This window comes from Nonomuraea sp. H19, assembly GCF_052068215.1.
Taxonomy (GTDB): domain Bacteria; phylum Actinomycetota; class Actinomycetes; order Streptosporangiales; family Streptosporangiaceae; genus Nonomuraea.
Genome location: NZ_JBQHCV010000004.1, coordinates 379,660 through 400,309, shown reverse-complemented (window position 1 = coordinate 400,309; position 20,650 = coordinate 379,660). Strand labels below are relative to the sequence as shown.

The 20,650-nt window shown below is 68.6% G+C and carries 21 protein-coding genes; 7 read left to right on the top strand and 14 right to left on the bottom strand.

The features are described 5' to 3' along the window. Positions 1-22 precede the first annotated feature (22 nt). The 3 genes from ACTMTI_RS11215 to ACTMTI_RS11205 all read left to right on the top strand — a co-directional run bounded on the left by ACTMTI_RS11215 (position 23) and on the right by ACTMTI_RS11205 (position 2,209). Entirely contained in the window at positions 23-883 is an 861-nt protein-coding gene (locus ACTMTI_RS11215; protein ID WP_441120164.1) for an ABC transporter permease, read from the top strand. 117 nt (positions 884-1,000) lie between these two features. Continuing rightward, entirely contained in the window at positions 1,001-1,771 is a 771-nt protein-coding gene (locus ACTMTI_RS11210; protein WP_441120162.1) for an ABC transporter ATP-binding protein, read from the top strand. A 198-nt stretch (positions 1,772-1,969) separates the two neighbouring features. Beyond that, on the top strand, positions 1,970-2,209 hold the full coding sequence (locus ACTMTI_RS11205; RefSeq protein ID WP_441120160.1) for a hypothetical protein: 240 nt from the start codon (positions 1,970-1,972) through the stop codon (positions 2,207-2,209). Positions 2,210-2,301: 92 nt separating this feature from the next. Here the strand turns inward: ACTMTI_RS11205 and ACTMTI_RS11200 are convergent, their stop codons facing one another. Continuing rightward, positions 2,302-3,738: a glycoside hydrolase family 6 protein gene (locus ACTMTI_RS11200; protein ID WP_441120158.1), complete on the bottom strand. Its 1,437-nt coding sequence runs from the start codon at positions 3,736-3,738 to the stop codon at positions 2,302-2,304. Positions 3,739-4,046: 308 nt separating this feature from the next. Then, complete coding sequence (locus tag ACTMTI_RS11195) at positions 4,047-4,490, bottom strand: VOC family protein (RefSeq protein ID WP_441120156.1); 444 nt, start codon at positions 4,488-4,490, stop codon at positions 4,047-4,049. A 122-nt stretch (positions 4,491-4,612) separates the two neighbouring features. Between ACTMTI_RS11195 and ACTMTI_RS11190 the strand changes: the two genes are divergently transcribed. Further along, positions 4,613-5,158: a GrpB family protein gene (locus tag ACTMTI_RS11190; protein WP_441120154.1), complete on the top strand. Its 546-nt coding sequence runs from the start codon at positions 4,613-4,615 to the stop codon at positions 5,156-5,158. 120 nt (positions 5,159-5,278) lie between these two features. Here ACTMTI_RS11190 and ACTMTI_RS11185 read toward each other — a convergent pair whose 3' ends face one another. The 6 genes from ACTMTI_RS11185 to ACTMTI_RS11160 form a co-directional block, all read right to left on the bottom strand. Further along, positions 5,279-5,809: a GTP-binding protein gene (locus ACTMTI_RS11185; protein ID WP_441120153.1), complete on the bottom strand. Its 531-nt coding sequence runs from the start codon at positions 5,807-5,809 to the stop codon at positions 5,279-5,281. Between the two features lie 28 nt (positions 5,810-5,837). Then, the gene (locus ACTMTI_RS11180) at positions 5,838-6,242 is read right to left on the bottom strand and encodes a DUF742 domain-containing protein (RefSeq protein ID WP_240777152.1); all 405 of its coding nucleotides are present in this window, start codon (positions 6,240-6,242) and stop codon (positions 5,838-5,840) included. Positions 6,243-6,264: 22 nt separating this feature from the next. Continuing rightward, on the bottom strand, positions 6,265-6,687 hold the full coding sequence (locus ACTMTI_RS11175) for a roadblock/LC7 domain-containing protein (RefSeq protein WP_103955849.1): 423 nt from the start codon (positions 6,685-6,687) through the stop codon (positions 6,265-6,267). Beyond that, positions 6,684-10,010, bottom strand: coding sequence for a nitrate- and nitrite sensing domain-containing protein (locus ACTMTI_RS11170; protein ID WP_441120151.1), 3,327 nt, complete (start codon positions 10,008-10,010; stop codon positions 6,684-6,686). Before ACTMTI_RS11170 ends, ACTMTI_RS11175 begins: the two co-directional genes overlap by 4 nt. Before the next feature lie 250 nt (positions 10,011-10,260). Beyond that, positions 10,261-11,658, bottom strand: coding sequence for an aminobutyraldehyde dehydrogenase (locus tag ACTMTI_RS11165; protein ID WP_441120150.1), 1,398 nt, complete (start codon positions 11,656-11,658; stop codon positions 10,261-10,263). Positions 11,659-11,672: 14 nt separating this feature from the next. Next, complete coding sequence (locus tag ACTMTI_RS11160) at positions 11,673-12,944, bottom strand: glycosyltransferase (RefSeq protein WP_441120148.1); 1,272 nt, start codon at positions 12,942-12,944, stop codon at positions 11,673-11,675. Positions 12,945-13,071: 127 nt separating this feature from the next. On the opposite strand from ACTMTI_RS11160, the gene ACTMTI_RS11155 reads away from it, so the two are divergent. Next, positions 13,072-13,677, top strand: coding sequence for a TetR/AcrR family transcriptional regulator (locus ACTMTI_RS11155; protein ID WP_441120146.1), 606 nt, complete (start codon positions 13,072-13,074; stop codon positions 13,675-13,677). A gap of 23 nt (positions 13,678-13,700) precedes the next feature. On the opposite strand, the gene ACTMTI_RS11150 is transcribed toward ACTMTI_RS11155, so the two are convergent. Genes ACTMTI_RS11150 through ACTMTI_RS11135 form a run of 4 tightly spaced genes read right to left on the bottom strand, consistent with a single transcriptional unit; the run spans position 13,701 to position 17,505 of the window. Further along, positions 13,701-14,750, bottom strand: a complete 1,050-nt coding sequence (locus ACTMTI_RS11150) for an ABC transporter ATP-binding protein (RefSeq protein WP_441120144.1) — start codon at positions 14,748-14,750, stop codon at positions 13,701-13,703. Then, positions 14,737-15,516 (bottom strand): ABC transporter permease, encoded by a 780-nt coding sequence (locus ACTMTI_RS11145; RefSeq protein ID WP_441120142.1) that lies wholly within the window; start codon positions 15,514-15,516, stop codon positions 14,737-14,739. The genes ACTMTI_RS11150 and ACTMTI_RS11145 overlap by 14 nt, the downstream gene beginning before the upstream one ends. After that, a complete protein-coding gene (locus tag ACTMTI_RS11140) occupies positions 15,509-16,375 on the bottom strand; it encodes an ABC transporter permease (RefSeq protein ID WP_441120140.1) in 867 nt (288 codons plus the stop codon). Before ACTMTI_RS11140 ends, ACTMTI_RS11145 begins: the two co-directional genes overlap by 8 nt. Positions 16,376-16,380: 5 nt before the next feature. Beyond that, entirely contained in the window at positions 16,381-17,505 is a 1,125-nt protein-coding gene (locus ACTMTI_RS11135; RefSeq protein WP_441120138.1) for a polyamine ABC transporter substrate-binding protein, read from the bottom strand. 231 nt (positions 17,506-17,736) lie between these two features. On the opposite strand from ACTMTI_RS11135, the gene ACTMTI_RS11130 reads away from it, so the two are divergent. Next, the gene (locus tag ACTMTI_RS11130; protein WP_441120137.1) at positions 17,737-18,813 is read left to right on the top strand and encodes a hypothetical protein; all 1,077 of its coding nucleotides are present in this window, start codon (positions 17,737-17,739) and stop codon (positions 18,811-18,813) included. After that, positions 18,810-19,769, top strand: a complete 960-nt coding sequence (locus tag ACTMTI_RS11125) for an SIS domain-containing protein (protein WP_441120136.1) — start codon at positions 18,810-18,812, stop codon at positions 19,767-19,769. Before ACTMTI_RS11130 ends, ACTMTI_RS11125 begins: the two co-directional genes overlap by 4 nt. Here ACTMTI_RS11125 and ACTMTI_RS11120 read toward each other — a convergent pair. Beyond that, positions 19,763-20,329: a GTP-binding protein gene (locus ACTMTI_RS11120; protein WP_441120134.1), complete on the bottom strand. Its 567-nt coding sequence runs from the start codon at positions 20,327-20,329 to the stop codon at positions 19,763-19,765. The two genes, ACTMTI_RS11125 and ACTMTI_RS11120, sit on opposite strands and share 7 nt — an antisense overlap. After that, positions 20,310-20,624, bottom strand: coding sequence for a DUF742 domain-containing protein (locus tag ACTMTI_RS11115; protein WP_441120284.1), 315 nt, complete (start codon positions 20,622-20,624; stop codon positions 20,310-20,312). Before ACTMTI_RS11115 ends, ACTMTI_RS11120 begins: the two co-directional genes overlap by 20 nt. Between the last annotated feature and the right edge of the window lie 26 nt (positions 20,625-20,650).

The window sequence follows — 20,650 nt, the reverse complement described above, 5'->3', positions numbered from 1 at the left end:
GCATGGAGGTGGGAGCGCCTTGATGAAAGCCACCGCCGGAGTCGTCGGGAGAGCCGGGGTCACCCGGCATGCCCGAGTCGCGCGCAAGAAGGGCGCGGGGCGAGCGGCGTTCCGCTGGCTGGTGCTGGTCGTGCTCGTGCTCGCCTGGGAAGCCGCCACGAGGATGGCGGGGAGCGCGTTCTTCCCCACGCCCACCACGATCGTGGCGCGGATGCACGCGATGTGGTTCTCGGGACCGCCCTCGCAGGCGTTCCTGACCGACCTGGCCATCGGGAACATCCTGCCGAGCCTCGGCCGGATGGCCGCCGGGTTCGCCGGGGGAGCGCTGGCCGGGGTCGCGATCGGGCTGGCGGTGGGAATTTCCACCCGGGCGTACGACTATCTCGACGGGGTGCTGCAGTTCCTGCGGGCGATCCCGCCGCCTGCGCTGGTCACGGTGTTCCTGGTGGTGTTCGGGTTCGGGCTGCGGATGCAGCTGGCGTTCATCGTGTTCAGCATCGTGTGGCCGGTGCTGCTCAACACCGCCGACGGCGCGCGCTCGGTCGAGCCGCTGCACCTGCAGACGTGCCAGGTGTTCCGGCTGTCGCGGGCCGAGCGGCTGCGCCGGGTGATCCTGCCGTCGGCGCTGCCCAAGATGTTCGCGGGGCTGCGGCTGGCGCTGTCGCTCTCCTTGATCGTCATGGTGTTCTCCGAGCTGCTGCCCGGCACCACGAACGGCATCGGGTTCCAGATCACGGACGCGTACTCGACGTTCGACCTGCCCGCCATGTGGGGCGGGATCGTGCTGCTCGGCGTGCTCGGCTACCTTCTCAACGAGCTGTTCCTGATCGTGGAGCGGCGGGTGCTCGCCTGGCACCACGCCGCCCAGCAACTGGTCGGCTAGGATCACGCTGCGGAGAGATCGAGCCCACAGACATGTACATCCCACTCAGATAGAGTTCTTTCCTGACTCTTTTACAGTCGCCGTGTTGTCCACGGTCTCGCCCCCCTAGGAAGCACCTTGCTCGAGATAGACAACCTCTCCCACATCTACGGCGGCGGCGGCCCCAATGCTCACCACGCCATCGACGGCCTCAACCTGAGCGTCGCCGAGGGCGAGCTGCTGTGCATCGTCGGGCCGTCGGGCTGCGGGAAGTCGACGCTGCTGCGTTCGATCGCCGGCCTGATCACGCCGACGGGCGGCCAGGTCATGGTCGAGGGCAACCTGGTGCGCCAGACCCCGGACAACCTGGCCGTGGTGTTCCAGGACTACAGCCGCTCGCTGTTCCCGTGGATGTCGGTGGCGGACAACGTGGCGCTGCCGCTGCGCCGCAGGAACATGGACAAGCGCGCACGTCGCGAGGCCGCGATGGAGGCTCTGGAGTCGGTCGGGCTGGCGGGGGCGGAGCGCAAATACCCGTTCCAGCTCTCGGGCGGTATGCAGCAGCGGGTGGCGATCGCGCGGGCGCTGGCGTACCGGCCGTCGCTGATGCTCATGGACGAGCCGTTCGGCTCGGTGGACGCCCAGACCCGGGAGGACCTGGAGGACCTGGTCCTCAAGGTGCGCGGACACCACCAGATGACGATCGTGCTGATCACGCACGACATCGACGAGAGCGTCTACGTGGGCGACCGCGTGGTGGTGCTGTCCAAGGCCCCGGCGCACGTGGTCGGCGACCTCAAGGTGGAGCTCCCCGCCCCCCGCGACCAGATCACCACCCGCGAGCACCCCGACTTCGTCCATCTCCGTGCTGAGGTGGGGCGTCTCGTCCGCGGGCACGCCGCCCTGTAAAACCTTCTTGCTTTACGGCGGGGCCGAGCCGGCCCAGCCGACGTACGTTGGCTGAGGGCCCTCCAGGGAGACGCGATCTGAGCCCTTCAGTGGCGGGCCGCCGTTACGGCGCGCCCTTGACCGGCTGCTGCGCAGGGCGGCGCTGCCCGAGGGGGGCGCGCATCTTCGATCTCGGATGCGGCCAGGGGCGAATGGTCGTTGCGGGCGCTGGAGCTGATCCCCTCCGCCGTGGCCGACGGTGTGGACATCTCGCCGCACGCCCTGTCGTCCGCCGAACGCGGACTGTCCGACCGGCTGTCGCTGCATCTGACGCCCGCCGCGGAGTTCTCCACCGCCGAGCCGTATGATCTGGTGCTCTGCCAGGGCTCGACGCACGTCTTCGGTGGCCTGGAGAACACGATGGACGCGGCCGCCCGGTTGGTCCTCCAGCGCGTATGAGCCGGTGATGCCCGGGCTCGGGTGAGCCCGGGCCGGCGATCCTGGCGCGACGGGGTGACGATGCCGCCGGCAGCTCACCCCGTCGCGGCCTCTCAGGGACTGCCGTTGATCAGAGCCATCGCCAGCATGGGGCTGAACGTCCCGGCCGGGATCTGGCCGGGACCGGCGAGCCCGCATGGGCCGTCGGAGTCGCCCGGCACCTTGACCCAGAAGAGGTACTCAGCGCCGCTCGCCTGCTTGACCGGCGCGGCACCGAGCGTGCGCCCCGGCGGGTTGCACCAGTTGTCGTCAGGTGTCGGGTCCGTGTACGGGCCGTTGCCGTTGCGGCTGGTGTCGATCACGTACTTCTTGGCGCCCACCGTGCCGGACAGGTGGCCGTTGAGCGCGACGGCGTACGGCTCGGTGACGCCGGTGGTGATGAAGTTGGACACGTTCAGGGAGAAGCCGCGGGTGTTGGCGATGCCCGACTTGACCAGCCGCGGCGCCATGTCCTCCGCCCGGATCCAGGTGGCGTTGCCCGCGTCGAGATAGACCCAGGCGTTGGGGGCCTGGGCGCGCAGCACCTGGGTGGCGTCCAGCAGCATCCGGTACTGGTCCTCCGGGTCCTTGCCGATGCGGGTCACGCACTCGGCGGCGGCGACCCCGTCGGGTTCGAGCACGACGATCGCGTGCCGGTTGCCGATCGCCCTGGCGAACTCGGTGATCCACCTGTGGTATCCGGCCGCGTCGCCGGCGCCCCCGCCCGAGTGGTTCGCGCACGCGTCACGGTTGGGAATGTTGTACGCCACCAGCATCGGCAACCGATCCTGGGCCTGCGCGGCGCCCACGTAGTCGTCCACGGCCAGCGTGAGGTCCATGAACCAGCCGCCGAACCACTCAAAAATCGGCTTGTTGGCGATGTTGGCCTGGATGGCCTTCGCCTCTTCCGTCTGCGAGTTCTCGGCGGCCCATCTGGCCGGGTTCGACTTGCCGGACACGTACAGGGCGGTCGGGCGGATCGTCTGCGTCTCCATCAGCGACACGTTGTCGAAGCGCACCACCGGCGTCCCGCCGGATCCGCCGAGCTGGAAGGTCACCTCGGCGGCCGTGTTGGACGCGGCCGTGGCGGTGAAGGGGATGCTGAAGCGCTTGCTTGCCGTCGTGAGCTGCACATCCGCGGCCAGCGACTGGTTGGAGCCGGGCGTGGCCGCGTACTGGACCGTCGTGCGGGCCGTGAAGGCGGCCGAGGAGTAGGCGTCGAACGAGAGCGTGTAGCTCTTGCCGGGGTTCAGGGCGGCGGTGGTGGGCGCGGCCACCATGGCGTCCCAGGGGTTGGCGACGACGGACTTCACGTCCACCCGCATCCGGCCGGATTCGGCCGTGACCGTGGTCTGGCCGATCGCGGCCCATGGGCTGGTGGAGGTGGTGAAGGTGCCGTTCCCGACGAGCTGGGCGGCGGCGGAGGCGGCGGGCGGGACCACGAGGTGGGTGGCCAGGGCGGCTGTCAGGACGGTGGCTAAAGCTGCAGCTTTGCCGACGATTTTGCGCACGTATTTACCTTTCGGCCGGTGTCGCCGTTGATCATCACTGACCCTCCCGACAAGGTCAAGGGATTCCGTGAGAACACATGTCGACATCCGGATGATCTTTCACCGGCGCTCAGTGAGTGATCTGAAGTGCCCGGATGGAGACCTCGATGCCGCGCCCCGCAGCCTACGGCGCCGTCGCCACCTCCCTGGCCCTGTCCGGCGAGCTGCCGGACAAGGCCGACCCGCTCAGTTCCGGCATCGGGGAAAGTCGGCGCTGCTGGAGGTGTCCAGGTCTTCGTGAAACGGAAGCGCCGTCATGCCGCGAGCCTTCAGACGCGGCGCGCCGGCTCGGGCGTGTCCTTGAGTGCGGACAGGATGCTCAGGTAGTGCGGGTTGTACATCAGGCCGAGGATGTTGCCCCAGGGGTCGATCACCGAGGCGGTGATGAAGCCCTCGCCGCGGTCTCGCGGAGAGTCGTGCTCTTTCGCGCCCATGGCCACGAGCCTGGCAAGGGCCGCCGGCACATCGTTCACGTGCCAGAACACGAGGGCGCCCGCCGGGCCGACCGTGTCGGGGGCCGGAGTCATGGCCAGCTCGGTCTGCGCGTGCGAGCTGTGGACGAAGCCCAGCTCGTGCTGGTAATCGCCGATGCGGAACTCCATGTAGTCCGGGGTGTCCAGGTACGGCGCGACGCCCAGCGCCTCGGTGTACCAGCGCTTCGCCGCCTCGAAGTCGGAAGCGTAGAAGCAGACGGTGGTGAGTCCGCGCAGCATGTGTGGTTCCTCTCGTCGTGGTTGTACGACGAGTCTCTCTTCCAAAGTGTTCATCAATTGAGCACTTTTGCTTGGCCCGGGTGAAGGAATCGCCGGTGGACGGAGTGAGACACAATCGGGCCATGGGAGATCCCGTGGAGATCGTGGACTACGACCCGGCCTGGCCGCTGGAGTTCGCCACCCTGGGCAGGACGTTGCGTGCGGCGCTCGGCGACGTCGCGGTGCGGATCGATCACATCGGATCGACGTCGGTTCCCGGTTTGGCCGCCAAGCCGGTGATCGACGTCCAGATCTCGGTGCGGTCATTCGAACCGCTGGACGCCTTCAGAACACCGCTGGAACGCCTCGGCCTGGTGTATCGGGCGGACAATCCCGAGCTGACCAAGCGCTACTTCCGGGAGGCGCCGGGAAGCCGCCGAACCCATGTCCACGTACGCGAGCTCGGCAGCTTCTCCCAGCAGCTTCCCCTGCTGTTCCGCGACTACCTGCGGGTTCATCCCGACGCCGCGGCTGGGTTCGCTGACGCCAAACGGCGGTGTGCGGAGAAGTTTCGCGATGAGCGGCCGCAGTACGTCGCCGCGAAGGAGCCGTACGTCTGGGACATCCTGCGCCATGCGGACACCTGGGCCAAAAGCATCGGCTGGCGACTGGGCCCGAGCGACGCGTGAGCCGGCGCTCCGTCCCGCCCGGCTTGCCCATCCGCCCGCTGCGCGAGGCCGCAGTCCAGCAGGGCAGGGGATGGGTGCCGGCGGGGGCTGTCCGACTCCCCCGGCGGCACCCGAGAACGTCTATACCGGCGTGTGCATGTGGCGGGCGAGGGCGTGTTCCACCAAGGTGATCAGGGTGGACTTGACCGATTCGCGCTGCCGGGCGTCCAGGCGCACGATCGGGATGTGGCCGCCGATCGACAGGGCCTCGCGGATTTCCTCCTCCGCGTGGGCGAACTGGCCGTCCCAGCCGTTGATGCCTATCACGAACGGCAGTTTCGCCTCTTCGAAATAGTCGATGGCCGGGAAGCTGTCCGCCAGCCGGCGGGTGTCCACGAGGACGACCGCCCCGATCGCGCCACGTACCAGGTCGTCCCACATGAACCAGAAGCGGTGCTGTCCGGGCGTGCCGAACAGGTAGAGGATCAGGTCACGGTCGAGCGAGACCCGGCCGAAGTCCATGGCGACGGTCGTGGTCGTCTTGTTCGGCGTGAGGGAGACGTCGTCCACGTGCGCCGAGGCGTCCGTCATGACCGCTTCCGTGGTGAGCGGCAGGATCTCCGAGACCGCACCCACGAACGTCGTCTTCCCCACGCCGAAGCCCCCGGCCACGACGATCTTCGTCGAGGTTAGGCCGGGGCTAGAGCCTGCGAAGTCCACTGAGCACCCTTTCGAGCAAGTTCAGGTCCGGCTTTCCGGCGTCCAGCGCAGGCTGGTGCACGCGGATCAGGCCCTCCGACGCCATGTCGGCGATCAGCACCCGGACCACGCCGAGGGGCTGCCGCAAAAGGGCGGAGATCTCCGCAACCGACCGGACGTTCCGCGTCAGCTGGATGATCGCCTGATACTCCGGACTAAGTAGGGAAATATCTTGGTATTCCGACGTCACGGAGGACACCAGTGCCTCCATGGCGAACTTCATCCGCGGCGCGGTGCGCCCCCCGGTCACGGCATAGGGCCGTACCAGGGAGCTCTGCTTCTGCGGACGCGGGGCCGCCGGATGCGGCGGAGTGCTATCACCAGCCCAACCCTGACCTGTCACCATGATCTCCTGTCACGCCCAGCGCCTAGCGGGGGCGGGTTGCTTGCAACTCCGCACGTACGGCCGGAGTGAGCACCTGCCCCGCCCGCTCGACCAGCAGGGTCATCTGGTAAGCCACCAGGCCCATGTCACAGTCGGGAGCGGCCAGGACCGCCAAGCAGGAGCCATCACTGATGGACATGATCATCAAGAGCCCACGCTGCATCTCGATGACGGTCTGGGTCACCATACCGCCCTCGAAGACCCGCGCTGCGCCCTGGGTCAGGCTGATCACGCCAGATGCGACCGCCGCGAGCTGGTCGGCCCGATCCTTGGGGAAACCCTCGGAGAAGGCCAGCGGCAAGCCGTCGGACGAGACCACAACCGTGTGCGCGACGCCTGGCACGTTGTTCACGAAGTCCGTGATCAGCCAGCTTATACCACGCGCTCCCTGGCTCATCTCTCTCATTTGTCCTCCTCATTTTCTTCTCCGCGGGTGAACGCTCGGCCCTGGCGGACACCCTGCTGGAAGCTGGAGAGCCTGCTGCGCAGCCGCTCGGGCGAGACCTGCGGCGCTGGTGACGTGACCTGGGGCTCGGCAAGGCTAGCCGTACCGGGCACCAGATTCGCCTTGGGAACGCGACGGGGCAGGCCCGAAGACGTCGTGCCGCCCTGTGCGGGCTGCGCGGCGGCCTGCGCGGCCTGGAAGCCGGAGTCCGCCGGCGAGGACCAGGACGCGCCGGCGCCGGACTGGCCGGGAGTGCGCCGCGGCAGCGCCGACTTGCCCGTCGTCCCGGAGGCGACCGGCGCCTCCGGTGCGAAGGGAGCCGCGGGCGGGTCGGCAGGCACGGCCGGATGCACGGCCGTGATCTCCGGCTCCGGCTCCGCCGGCGGCTGAAACTGCTCGGGGTCCGGCCGCCGGAACCAGTCCGAGCCGACCGACGAGAAGATCGGCAGGAACTCCTCGTTCTGCTCCTCCATGGGCGTGTTGCGCACCACGGGGAGCGGTCCGGTCATGTCCTGCGAGGAGTAGTCCCCCGGGCCGAAGGGTCCGTAGTTGCTGCGCCCGTTCTGTTCGAACGGCTCGGCGGACTCGCCGAAGCGCTGGTCCTCGCCGAACCGCGGCCGCGACGGCTCGTCCACCTCGAACAGCGACCTGCGCGGCAGCGGGTCGGCGAAGGACGACCATCGGGACTCGTCCTGGTCCTTCGGCGGCTCGGTGGCGAAGGAGGGCCAGCGCGGCTCGTCGCTCTGCAGAGGCGGCGGCTGCTCGGCGAACGACGGCCACCGGTTCTCGGCGAACGACTGGGGCTGCGCGGTGGGGGGCGGCGGCTCCTCCGCGAACGGCGGCCAGCGGTTTTCCTCGCCGAACCAGCGGTGGTCTTCCTGTGGCCGCGCGTCCGACGGTGGCTCCTCGGCGAAGGACGGCCAGCGCGGCTCGTCCTGCGCCTCCCGCGGGCGCTCCCCGAAGGCCTGCTCCCCGCCGAAGGCGGCGGGCTGCTCGCCATAAGCAGGCGGCTGCTCCCCGAAGGGCGGAGAGGGCTCGCCGAAAGCCGCGGGGCGCTCGCCGAAGGCCGCCGGCTGATCACCGAAGGCGGGCGGCTGGTCGCCGAAAGCGGCAGGCTGCTCCCCGAAGGCCGCAGGCTGCTCGCCGAAGGACGGGGAGGGCTCGCCGAAGGCCGGTGGCTGATCACCGAAGGCGGGTGGCTGCTCGCCGAAGGACGGCCAGTTACCGGTCCCCGGCGCGGGCAGCGAACCCGGCCACTGCGTGTCGATCACTCGGTCGGGCGTGTCGAGCGAGGGCATCGCGTGCTGCCCGTTCGACGAGGGCTCCTGCCCGAACATGGCCGGGTCGAACGACGTGAACGCCTCGTACTGCCCGCCCTGCTGCGGCACCCCCAGTTCGCTGGTGATGAGCATGTCGGGCAGCATGACCAGCGCGCTCAGGCCGCCCGTCTCGCGCATGCTGAGCTGGACCCTGACGCCGTGCCGCAGGGCCAGCCGGCCGACCACGAACAGGCCCATGCGCCGCGACACCGACACGTCCACGACCGGCGGGTTGGCCAGCCGCCAGTTGGCCTCGGTCAGCTCCTCCTGGCTCATGCCGATGCCCAGGTCGTTGATCGTGACCAGCACGCCGCCCTCGACGGGCGTGCTGGTGACCGTGACCTTGCTCTCGCGGGGGGAGAACGAAATCGCGTTCTCGATCAGCTCGGCGAGCAGGTGGACGGCGTCGGTGACGGCAGGGCCGACGATCAGCGTGCCGGACGGAATCTGGATCTGGACGCGTTCGTAGTTCTCGACCTCGGACAGCGAGGCACGGGCGACGTCGACCAGCGGGACCGGCTCGCTCCACTTACGCGCGGCCTCCTGGCCGGCGAGGACCAGCAGGTTCTCGCTGTTGCGGCGCATGCGGGTGGCCAGGTGGTCGAGCCTGAACAGGTTCGCGAGCCGCTGCTCGTCCTCCTCGCCCTGCTCCAGGCCCTCGATGAGCTGCAGCTGCCGCTCGACCAGCGTCTGGCTGCGGCGGGAGAGGTTGACGAACATCGCGTTGACGTTGGCGCGCAGCTTGGCCTCGTCGCCGGCCAGCCGGATCGCCTCGCGGTGGACCTCGTCGAACGCCCGCGCGACTTCACCGATCTCGTCGCGGGTGTTGACGCCGACCGTGGGCACTTCGGGGATCTGCGCGCCGTCGCCGGACTCGCGCAGCACGCGGACGGTCTCGGGCAGCCGGGTGGTGGCGACCTGGAGCGCCTCGGCGCGCAGCCGGCGCAGCGGGCGGACCAGCGAGCCGGCCACGCGGGTGGTGAAGATCAGGACGAGGAGCAGCAGGACGAGGATCATCGCGCCGGAGATGATCGCGCTGCGCTGCTCGCCCTCGCTCAGGTCGCGGGTGGTCGTCAAGATTTCGGTGGACAGGCTTCCCTCGACCTTGCGCATGGCGTTGACGGTCGCCGTGGTGCTGTCGTACCAGCGGGACAGGTCCCTGCTGGTGGTGACGTCCAGGTCCTTGATCCTGTTGTACTCGCGGATCTGGGCCAGCGCGCGCTGCCGCATGGCGTCGGCGAGGTCGATCTGCGGCCCCCTGACGCCCTGCTGGAACTCCTTCAGGTGCTCGACGTCGGGCACTTCCTGCTCGTAGGCGGCCTGTGCGGCCTGCTGCTTGTTCCACGAGCCGAGGAAGTCGGTGATGGCTTCGTTGTCGAGCTCGCGCTCGACGAGCGCGACGATGAGGATGACCTGCTGACGCGAGACCTCCTCCTTCATGCGCTGCAGCGAACCGAGCCCGGCCACGTCCCGCTGGAGGTGGTCGTCGCTGACGCCGTCACCGAGACCGGCCTGGACCGTATCGAAGACGTCGATCATGGTGCTGTACGTGCTGATGGCGGCACGCGGCGGCACGTTGCCCACCATGGAGTCACGCAGGCTGTTGAGGCCGTCGAGCCAGCGGCGCAGGTTGACGACGCCCTCGCGGATGCGGGCCGAGTGCGACTCGTCGATGGCCGACGCGGCGGAGAGCACCTGCGCCTTCACCTTGTCGGTGGCCAGCCGCTGGGTCTTGAGCTGGGTGAAGCGCCCGGCCCTGTTGCGGTCGGCGACGTACCATGCGGTGAGGGTGCGTTCCTTGCCGAGCTCATGGTTGAGCGCGCCGATGTGCTGCACCAGCTCGGCGACCCGGGTGAGCCGCTGGTATCCGGCGCTGGTGGCGATGGCGTCGGCCAGTTGGACACCGGCGAGCAGCACGCCGACGACCGTCGGGATGAGGATCAGTGCGACCAGCCTCGAGCGCACACGCCAGTTCCCCAGCCGGAACCTGCCGCCTGTGTACTCCCCTGACCTCGTGTGTCTGGGGTTTTCCGTCCTCACTGACTCTCGCAACCTCTCGCCGGTACGTGCTCGAAAAAATCAGACACGCGTGTGGCGCATGGGATTCTGTCCGGCTGGGTAATTGGAACACAACCCGTACCAGATCGGCCAACCGAACATATCCCATCAAACACGCCCGTCGCAGCACTTCAGGGCGCATCTCGCCGTACACGTTTTAGGCGGGCCGAAAAGAATCCCGCTCAACCGGCGCCGCGTGCTTCACCATCAGGTGCCGCGTCACCGAGTACTCCTGCACCGCCTCCTGGCTCATGTCCTTGCCGAACCCACTGCCCTTCACCCCGCCGTGGGGCGCCTCGCTGGCGATGGGCAGATGGTCGTTCACCCAGGTCACCCCCACATCAAGGCGGTGCGAGACGCGCATCGCCCTGGAGACGTCGCGCGACCACACCGAGGAAGCAAGACCATACCGGGTGTCGTTGGCCAAACTGACCGCCTCGTCCTCGCCGTCGAACGGCAGGGCCACCACGACCGGCCCGAAAAGCTCACCTTGCACAATCTCGCTGTCCTGTGCGACATCGGTCACAAGCGTGGGCGGGTAGAAGAATCCGGGCCCCTCGACCGGGGCGCCTCCGTGCAGCACACGCCCCCCGGAGCGGGAGACGAACCCGTGCACCCGCTCCCGGTGGGCGGCCGAGATCAGCGGGCCGATGTCGGTCGCCGGATCCCAGGGGTCACCGAAGGAAATTTCGGCAAGAGTTGCCCGGAGGGCCTCCACCGCGTCCGCGTAGACCTCGCGGGCGACGTACACGCGGGTGGCGGCCGTGCAGTCCTGCCCGGTGTTGTAGGTCGCCCCCATCGCCACGCCGTGCGCCATCTCCGCCAGGTCGGCGTCCGCGAAGACCAGCGCGGGGGCCTTGCCGCCGAGCTCCAGGTGCACCCGCTTGAGCGTGGCCGCGGCGCCGGTCATCACGGCCCTGCCGGTCTCCGTGGAGCCGGTCACGCTGACCATGTCCACGCCGGGGTCGGTGACGAGCGCCTGACCCACCTCGGCGTCGCCCGTGAGGGCCTGCACGAGCCCTTCGGGAGCGCCCGCCTTGAGGAACAGCTCGGCCAGCCGCAGCGTCGTACGCGGCGTCTGCGGGGCCGGCTTGATCACGACCGCGTTGCCCGCGGCCACCGCCGGGCCGACCTTCCATACCGCCATGACGAACGGGAAGTTCCACGGCGCGATCGACCCCACCACCCCGACGGGACGGCGCAGCATGACCGAGGTGTAGCCGGGGCTGAACACCCCGGCGCCCGAGCCTTCGAGCGAGCGGGCGGCGCCGGCGAAGAAGCGCAGGTTGTCCACGGCGAACGGCAGCTCGCCGTCCCTGAACACCGCCGCCGGCTTGCCCGTCTCCTCGACCTCGAGCCTGGTCAGTTCCTCGGCGTCGGCCTCCACGAGGTCGGCCAGCCGCAGCAGCAGCCGTGCGCGCTCGGCCGGAGTGGTCTGCGACCACTCCGCGAACGCCGCCCGAGCCGTCTGTACGGCCGACGCCACGCCCTCCACCGGCGTGTCCGGAATTTCGGCACACGCTAGCCCGGTGGCGGGGTTGATCAGTTCACGCATGGAAGGTCATGTCCTCACTGGCCGAGCTGCTCGATCAGGTCGGCGGCCTTGCGCAGGCCGTCGCGACGCCGGATCTCCTCGCCCGCTTCGGCGAGCCTCGCCCGCAGCTCGGTGTCACCCAGCAGTCGCGCGATCGCGCCGGTCAGTTCGTCGTCGGTGAAGGTGTAGGTCGAAAGTCTGACACCATAGCCCATTTCATCGACCCTCTGGGCGTTGTCGTACTGATCCCAGAAGAGCGGCAGCAAGATCATCGGCTTGCCGAAGTGCAGCGCCTCGGTGGTCGTGTTGTTGCCGCCGTGGGTGATGACCAGGTCGCACTGCGGTATGATCTTGGTCTGCGGCAGGAACTCCGCGCCCCACATGTTGGCCGCCAGCTTGATCTCCTCGTGCAGCGGGCCTTTGGAGACGATGTACTGGTGCGGAGTGGCGGCCAGCACGTCGATCACCCGCTGCATCAGCTCCACGTCGGAGGAGCCGAGCGAGCCGAGCGAGAAGTAGATCAGCGAGCCCTCACCCCGGTCGAAGGGCAGCGTGAACTCCTCGTCGGTCTCGCGTACCGAGGAGTCGAGCCGCTGCCACGACGGGCCCAGCGGGCGCGCGTCGGTGTAGTCGAGGAGCTCCGGGTAGACGTAGAGGTTCAGGTCACCCTGGTGGATGAAGTCGAGGTCGGGCAGCGGCTCGGTGCCCTGCTCGACGCACCACTCGTTGAAGGCTGTCCACAGCTCGCGGTGGGTGCGGTCGTACTCGGCGCGGAAGGCGTCCCACTCCGAGCGGTCGCCGGCAGGCAGGCCGGAGAAGACCGGCGCGACGCCCTCGCCACGCACTTCGAGGGGGTTGCAGGAGACGATGCGGACGAATTTCCGGCCCGCAGTGAGCAGCGCCGGGAATGTGATCACGTTGTCCTCGACGATCACGTCCGGGTTCACCCGCTCGATGATGGCCTTGAGCTGCGGCTCGCAGTATTTGACCCCCTCGATCAGCTCGGCCCAGATGGGCTTGGTGACGGTCTCGAGCTGCTCCAGCGTGCTCTTGCGGTATTCGGGCGCGGTCTCCCGGATGAAGTCCTTCCAGAACTGGCCCGGGTCCTGCTCCTCGGCGCTCTCGGGGGGCGGCGCGAGGTCGACGAGGTCTTCCTCGAAGCCGAGCGCTTCGAGCTTGCCCTTCCACGACGCCTCGGCGGCGAAGACGACGCGGTGGCCGCGTCGGCGCAGGATGTCGCCGATGCCGATGGAGTTGTTGGTCGGGCCGTACGCGCTTTCCGGCATGAACAGGATCGTGAGAGACATCGAGACTCCGGGGGATCTCATCAATTTGAAGGGCAATTCAAGATCTACGCTAGCGCGAAGGTCTACTTCACGGCACTATGGTCACGGCTAACTGAACGGTAGCCAAACAGGTGAGGGTGGGGTGAGGGTGGCTCAGCGTAAAAGCCGGAGTGACCGGCGCATCGACTTGATCGAGGCCGCGCGCAGGGCCATCATCCGTCACGGTGTCGACGGTGTACAGCTCTCGCACGTGGCCGAGGAGGCCGGGCTGACCTCCGGGGCCGTGCTCTACCACTACCCCGACCTCGGCGAGCTGCTCATCGAGGCGCAGCACGCGGGCATGGAGCGCTTCTACGAGCAGCGGGTCCGCCGGCTGGCGGAGTTCGCCGACCCTGCGGAGAAGCTGGTCGTCACGATCAAATCGGGGCTGCCGACCGGGCCGCTCGACCCGGACGTGCGCCTGCTCAACGAGCTGGGCGGGGCGGCGGGCCGCAACCGGGTCTACGGCGTGCTGCTCACCTCGCTCTACGACCGCCAGGTGTCGATGTACCAGGCGATCCTGGACACGGGAGCCGCGCTGGGCGTGTTCCGGCTGACCGCCGGCTCGCTGACGATCGCCCGCAACCTGGTGGCCCTGGAGGACGCCTACGGCTATCGCATCACGGCCCGGCACCCGGTGATCGGCCCGGAGGAGGCGGCCGAGCTGATCCTGAGCTACGCCCGCGCCGCCACGGGCAACGACCTGGCAGGCTGACCGGCGCGCCGCGTACCCGGGCCTCATGGGGCGACCCCCATGATGACCGCGTCCTCGGCCTTCCATCGCACCTTGACCTTGGCGCCCGCCTGCACCGCGCTGGCCCCCTGCACGGCGACCAGCACCGGCTTGGGGTGCCCCGGCACGTCCACGGAGATGTGCGAGACGCCGCCGTAGAAGCTGACGTCCAGGACGGCCCCCTGCATGCCTCTGGCGGCGTTCTCGTCCACGAGCTCGACCTTCTCGGGACGGATCGCCAGCAGCGCCGGGGTGCCCGCCGACAGCTCCGCCAGGGGCTTGCCCGCCAGCATGCCGAACTCGTCGCTCTTGAGCGCGTCCAGCCCGCTGGCGGTGCCGTGGAAGAGGTTGTTGGCGCCGACGAAGTCGGCCACGAACGGCGAGCACGGCCGCTCGTAGAGCGGGACCGGCTGGTCCACCTGGACGACGCGGCCGCTGTCGAAGACCGCGATGCGGTCGGCCAGCGACATGGCCTCCTCCTGGTCGTGCGTGACGACCACGAACGTGATGCCGACCTCGTGCTGCAGCCGCTTGAGCTCCAGCTGCATGTCCGCGCGGACCTTCTTGTCCAGGGCCGAAAGCGGCTCGTCGAGCAGCAGCAGGCGGGGCCGTTTGACGATGGAGCGAGCCAGCGCGACCCGCTGCCGCTGCCCGCCGGACAGCTGGGCGGGTTTGCGCCCGGCGTGCGCCGACAGGCCGACGGTCTCCAGCACCTCGCCGACCCGCTGCTTGATCTCCTGGCGCGGCAGCCGCTCCCGCTCCAGCCCGTACGCCACGTTCTTGGCCACGGTCATGTGCGGGAACAGCGCGTACGACTGGAACATGAGGCTGATCGGCCGCCGGTTCGGCTGCTTGGCCAGCAGGTCGTCGCCGTCGAGCGTCACCGTGCCGGCGTCCGGCGACTCGAACCCGGCGATGATGCGCAGCAACGTGGTCTTGCCGCAACCGGAAGGCCCCAGCAGGGCGAAGAACTCGCCCTGGTCGATCTGCAACGAGACGTCGTCGAGCGCGGTGACGTTCCCGAACCTGCGGGTGACGCCGTCAATCTTGAGCACGGGACTCCCCGATCTTGGTCATTCGCTGCCCGGCGATCACCGCCGTGAAGCTCACGAGGAGCAGGATCGCGGCCAGCGCGTTGATCTTCGGGGTGACCCCGAATCGGATCATCGAGTAGATGACGATCGGCAGCGTCGGCTCGGCGTTGCCGATCGTGAAGAAGGCGATCACGAACTCGTCCAGCGACAGTGTGAACGCCAGCAGCGCGCCCGCCACGATGCCCGGCCCGAGCTGCGGCAGCGTGATCCTCATGAACGTGGCCACGGGCCCGGCGCCCAGATCGCGCGACGCCTCCTCCAGCGACGTGTCGCTGTTGGTGAGCCGCGTGCGCACCACCGCGGCGACGAACGCCATAGAGAACAGCGCGTGCGAGAGGACCACCGAGTACAGCCCGAGCGTCAGCTGGATCATCCCGTAGAAGATCAGCAGCCCGATCGCCAGCACCAGGTCGGGCAGCACGGCGGGCATCAGCGCGATGGCGTCGAGGGTCTTGGACCTGGAGTACCTGGCCAGCCCCACGGCCAGCATCGTGCCGAGCACGGTCGCGATCGCGGTCGAGCCCACGGCCACGATCAGCGTGTTGACCACGCCTTCCCTGACCCGCTCGTCGCCGGCCAGCTCGCCGTACCACTTGAGGCTGAACCCCTCGTACGTGTACGCCGACTCGCCGGCGTTGAACGACATGACCACCAGCACGGCGATCGGCAGGTAGAGGAAGGCGTACGTGGCCCAGAACGGGACGTACAGGAGCCTGGACCTACGCACGGCGGGCCGCCCATGCCTGCGCGATCAGCAAGACGATCAGCACCGCGATGAGAGCCAGCGCCAGCGTCGCGCCGAACGGCCAGTCGCGCGCCGACAGGAACTGGGTGCGGATCAGGTTGCCGACCATGGTGGACTTGTTGCCTCCGAGCATCTCCGGGATGACGAAGTTGCCGAAGCTGGGCACGAACACGAACAGGCATCCCGTCAGCACACCCGGGATCGTCAGCGGCAGCGTGACCTTGCGGAACGTGGTGAACGCCGAGGCCCCCAGGTTCGCCGACGCCTCCCGCAGCTGCGGGTCGAGCCGCTCGATCGCCGCGTACAGCGGCAGCACCATCAGCGGCAGGTACGAGTAGAGCAACCCGGTGACGATCGTGCCCTCGTTGTAGAGCAGCTCGAACGGCCCGAGCCCGAGCGCCTTCAGCCCGCTGTTGACCAGCCCTGGACCGCTGAGCAGGATGATCCACGCGTAGACGCGGATGATGAAGTTCGTCCAGAACGGCAGCACGATCGCGACCAGCGCGACCGTCTTCCACTTGCGCGGCAACTGGGCGATCACATAGGCCGTCGGGTAGCCGACCAGCAGCGCGATCACCGTCGTCAGGGCAGCGAGCTTCAGCGAGCCGCCCAGCACGCTCAGGTAGAGCGGGTCGATCAGGCGGGTGAAGTTCTCCGTGGTGAACTCGTACACCACGCCGCCGAAGCGCCCGCGCTGTAAGACGGTGTAGCTCAGCACCAGTGCCAGCGGCACCACCAGCAGCACGAGCAGGTAAGTCAGCCCCGGCGACAGGAAAACGAACGCGCCCAGCCGGCGTCCCCGCGAACGGGCCGCCGGCCGGGCCTTGATCTCAGACTTCACCGCGACTAGGACTGCGCCGTGACTTCGGTCTGCAGTCGGGAGTACTTCGTGGACGCCGGACCCAGGTCGATGATCGACTCACCGTTGAGCAGCTCTGCGGGCTTGATGCCGAGCAGCGAGCCCTTGGGGACCTGCACCCGCTCCATGGCCGCCTTGTTGGGGACCTTGTAGTTGATGTTCTCGGCCGCCCAGCTGTGGATCGCGGGGTCGAGGATGTAGTTGATCAGGGCGTGCGCGGCCTCTTTGTTCTTGGAGGACTTCATGATCACCATGGTGTCCACCCAGAGGTCGCTGCCCTCCTTCGGCACCTTGAAGGCGATGTTGCCCTTCGGGTCCGTGGTCGGGCACCAGCCGTCCCACGCCTCGACCATCGCGGCCTCGCCGGACTTCAGCTTGTCGCCGAACGTCGTGTCGTCGTAGCTGAGCAGGTGGGGCTTGGCCGCCAGCAGCAGCTCCTTGGCCTTGGCGATCTCGTCGTCCTTGGTGGTGTTGACGGAGAAGCCGAGTGCCTTGAGCGCGGGCAGAACCAGCCAGCGTTCGGTGGTCATCATGGTGACCTTCTTCTCGGCCCAGGCGGGCGGCTTGAGAAGATCGTTCCAACTCTCCACCGGGGTCTTCGCCAGGTCAGTGCGATAGCAGATGCCGGTCGTGCCCCAGGTGTAGGGCACCGAGTACTTGTTGCCCTTGTCGTAGGAGAGCTGGGTGGCCTCCGGGTAGAGGTTGGCCAGGTTGGGGATCAGCTCGGCGTGGATCGGCTCGAGCAGGCCCTGCTCGTTGAGCGCCTGAGCGTACTGGCCGGACACGAACGCCACGTCGATGCCGCTGTCGCCGGAGGCGGTCAGCTTCGCCATCGCCTCCTCGTTGGTGGCGTGCAGCGTGATCTTCATGTCCTTGACCTTGAGCTTCTCCTTGACCTTCGCAGGAAGCTCCGCGGGCGTGTAACCGTCCCAGACCGTCACATTGAGCGTCTGCTTCGTCAGGTCCGCGTTGGGCTTGAGCTGGTCGGCCGCCGCCGCGGTCGTACCTTCTGAGCTGTTCGACGACTCACCGCCGCACGCCGTGACGGCAAGCGCGAGTCCGGCCACCGCAACGGCAACCGGTAGACGACGGGTGAACCGGATACGGGACAAGGCCGCTACTCCTTCTGAATGTGCGATGTAAGAGGGGTCGCGCGACCTTACAGGACACAGCAGACCAAACCAGGAGTGTTGCAGGACAAATCAACATGAGCAAGACTTTGGCCTATATTACTACCTGGAAGTTTGGGTTTTGTGTTGAAGTGGGATTCAATAGCTGGCCGGCTGATCTCCCTGGGTGAGAGGCCCCTCACAGCGCGAGATCGCGGTCTCACCACCGCACTTGTGACGGCGTTGGAGAGCGACCCGCCGCCGGGGTTCGCCGTGCGCCGGTTCCGCCAGTTGCCCACCCTCTCGCACAACCCTGGTGATCTCTACACTGGGGTCCCGGCTGAGCGGGATTTCGGGGCGCACGTGGACCAGACGAACTACTCGGTGGTGGTGTCCGAAAAAGTGGTCGTCAAGTGGTTCACCCCGCCGATGCCCCTGCCCCACCCCACGCCGGAGATCCTCGCCCACCTCGTTGAGTCGGGCTTCAACGACACGGCGCCGCCTTACGCCGCGGTGACCGGGATGCTGGACGGCCGCGAGTGCCTCCTGGCCCTGGTGACGGGCTACCTGCCGGAGGCGAGAGACGGCTGGGAGTGGTGCGTGGACGAGGCGGTGTCCGGCACGACGTCCTTCGCCGCCGACCTGGGCCGCCTCACCGCCGACCTCCACCTCGCCCTGTCCGCCTTCCCCCCGCACGACGACCCGCTCTCCGGCGCCGGCGCGGGGCATTCCGGTGTCACGGACGCGGCGGCGCGGGCGGCGACGGCGCTCGCCGAGGCGCTGGAGCTCACCGACGGCGAAGACGGCCGCTGGCTGGTCACCAGGGTCGAGCGCCTCAGACGTGAGCTGGCCCCCTTGACCAATCCCATCACCACCCCGCGGATCAGGATCCACGGCGACCTCCACGTAGGCCAGATCCTGAAGTGGCGCGACGGCTACGCGGTCATCGACTTCGACGGCAACCCGACGGTCGCCGACCGGCAAACCCACCAGCCACCGGCCAGAGACGTGGCTCAGCTCACCACGAGCCTGGAGCACGTGGCCCAAGTGGCGATCAAGAGAAGAGACGCGCCACCCGGACCAGCGGCGGCCTGGGCGGCCGGGGCCCGCGCCGCGCTGCTCATCGCCTACAAAGCCCGCCTGAGAGAACGCGACCGCCCGGACCTCCTGGACGAGACCCTGATCCGGCCGTTCGAGGTGGAACAGGAGTGCCGCGAGCTGATCTACGCCGCCCGCCACCTCCCCCGCTGGCGCTATGCCCCCATGGGCGTCCTGCGCATCTGGTATCCCGAGGAGAAGACCGCCGCATGAATCCCGAGCTCTACCTGGCCGACCTGGAGTCCAAGCCGGCGGCCCTGGCCGGACTGGCCGACGCGCTGACCGCAGAAGACCCTTTCCAGCGGCTCCCCGAGGGCATCAGCAGGGTCCTGTTCCTGGGCATGGGCAGCTCCCGCTACGCCGCCGGGGTGGCCGCCCTGCGCCTGCGGGCGGCCGGCGTCGACGCGTACGCGGACTACGCCTCCGCGGCGGCCACGTACCCGTCCTCGAAGGACACGCTGGTCGTCCCGATCTCGGCGACCGGCGCCAGCAGGGAGACCCTGGACGCCGTGGAACGCCACGCCGGCGGCCCGAGCGTGGTGGCCGCCCTCACGAACGCACCCGGGTCACCCCTCGCCGAGGCGGCCGACCTGGTGATCGACATGCGCGCGGGCGAGGAGCGAGGCGGCGTGGCCTGCCGTACGTTCCAGCACACCCTGGCGCTCCTGCTGGCCCTGGAGGCCCGGCTCACCGGGGCGGAAACCGGCGTCCCGGCCCTGATCAGGCGGAGTGCCGAGGCCACGGCCGACCTCCTGGACCGCAGGGACGAGTGGCTCCCGCTGGTCATGGAGCTGCTCGACGGCCCTCACGGCGTCTACACCATCGCCCCCGCCGAGCGGCTGTCGTCGGCCGAGCAGTCGGCGCTGATGTTCCGCGAGGGCCCGCGCCGCCCCGCCGACGCCTGCGAGAGCGGCGACTGGTCGCATGTCGACGTCTACCTCACCAAGACCCTCGACTACCGCGCCCTGCTCTTCCCCGGTTCCCGCTACGACGCCCAGGCCATGGACTGGGTACGGCAGCGCGGGTCCACGGTGGTCACCGTGGGCCCCGAGGTGAAGGACGCGACGGCCGCGATCCGGTACGCCTTCGACGACGAGCCGGACGTCGCCCTGCTGACCGAGACGCTGGTGGCGGAGCTGGTGGCCGCGTACTGGTGGATGGCTCAGTGAGGCCGCACGGCGACGGCGTGCTCCACGAGCGTGATGAGCGTGTTCTTGACCGCCTGCCGCTCGCGCGCGTCCGTACGGACGATCGGGACGTGCGGCGAGAGCGTCAGGGCTTCGCGCACCTCGCTCTCGATGTGCGGGAAATCGCCGTTCCAGCCGTTCAGCCCGACCACGAACGGCATCCCCGACTCCTCGAAGTAGTCGACGGCGGGGAAGCTGTCCGACAGCCGTAGCGAGTCCACGAGCACCACCGCCCCGATGGCCCCGCGTACGAGGTCGTCCCACATGAACCAGAACCGGTGCTGCCCGGGAGTGCCGAACAGGTAGAGGATCAGGTCGCTGTCGAGCGTGAGCCGGCCGAAGTCCATGGCCACGGTGGTGGTGGTCTTGCCGGGCGTGTGATCGAGGTGGTCGATGCCCTCCGAGGCCTCGGTCATCACCGCTTCGGTGGTCAGCGGCATGATCTCGGACACTGCGCCCACGAACGTGGTCTTCCCTACGCCGAACCCGCCCGCCACGACAATCTTGGTGGAGGTGAGCCGGCTAGAGCCTGCGAAGTCCACTGAGAACCCTTTCGAGCAGGCCCTTGTCGGGAAGGCCCGCCTCCAACTGCGGCTGGTACACCTTGACCAGCCCATCCGCCTCCATGTCGGCGACCAGCACCCGCGCGACGCCGAGCGGTACGCTCAGCAGCGCGGAGATCTCCGCCACGGACCGCACCTGGCGGCATAACTCACTGATCGCGCGGTATTCGCGGGCGTAGGTCGTGCCGAGCTGTGCGGAGGTCGCCGACGATACCAGTGCTTCCATGGCGAGGTTCGTGCGAGGAACGGTCCTGCCCCCTGTGACGGCGTACATCCGGACCAGCGAGCTGCGCTCCGGCT

Bases quoted from the DNA above. Each gene is read 5' to 3' on its own strand.
- ACTMTI_RS11180 (WP_240777152.1), bottom strand. From the start codon at position 6,242: ATGGTGACAGGTCAGGGTTGGGCTGGTGATAGCACTCCGCCGCATCCG.
- ACTMTI_RS11190 (WP_441120154.1), top strand. From the start codon at position 4,613: ATGGGAGATCCCGTGGAGATCGTGGACTACGACCCGGCCTGGCCGCTG.
- ACTMTI_RS11125 (WP_441120136.1), top strand. From the start codon at position 18,810: ATGAATCCCGAGCTCTACCTGGCCGACCTGGAGTCCAAGCCGGCGGCC.
- ACTMTI_RS11215 (WP_441120164.1), top strand. From the start codon at position 23: ATGAAAGCCACCGCCGGAGTCGTCGGGAGAGCCGGGGTCACCCGGCAT.
- ACTMTI_RS11175 (WP_103955849.1), bottom strand. From the start codon at position 6,687: ATGAGAGAGATGAGCCAGGGAGCGCGTGGTATAAGCTGGCTGATCACG.
- ACTMTI_RS11195 (WP_441120156.1), bottom strand. From the start codon at position 4,490: ATGCTGCGCGGACTCACCACCGTCTGCTTCTACGCTTCCGACTTCGAG.
- ACTMTI_RS11115 (WP_441120284.1), bottom strand. From the start codon at position 20,624: ATGTACGCCGTCACAGGGGGCAGGACCGTTCCTCGCACGAACCTCGCC.
- ACTMTI_RS11160 (WP_441120148.1), bottom strand. From the start codon at position 12,944: ATGTCTCTCACGATCCTGTTCATGCCGGAAAGCGCGTACGGCCCGACC.
- ACTMTI_RS11165 (WP_441120150.1), bottom strand. From the start codon at position 11,658: ATGCGTGAACTGATCAACCCCGCCACCGGGCTAGCGTGTGCCGAAATT.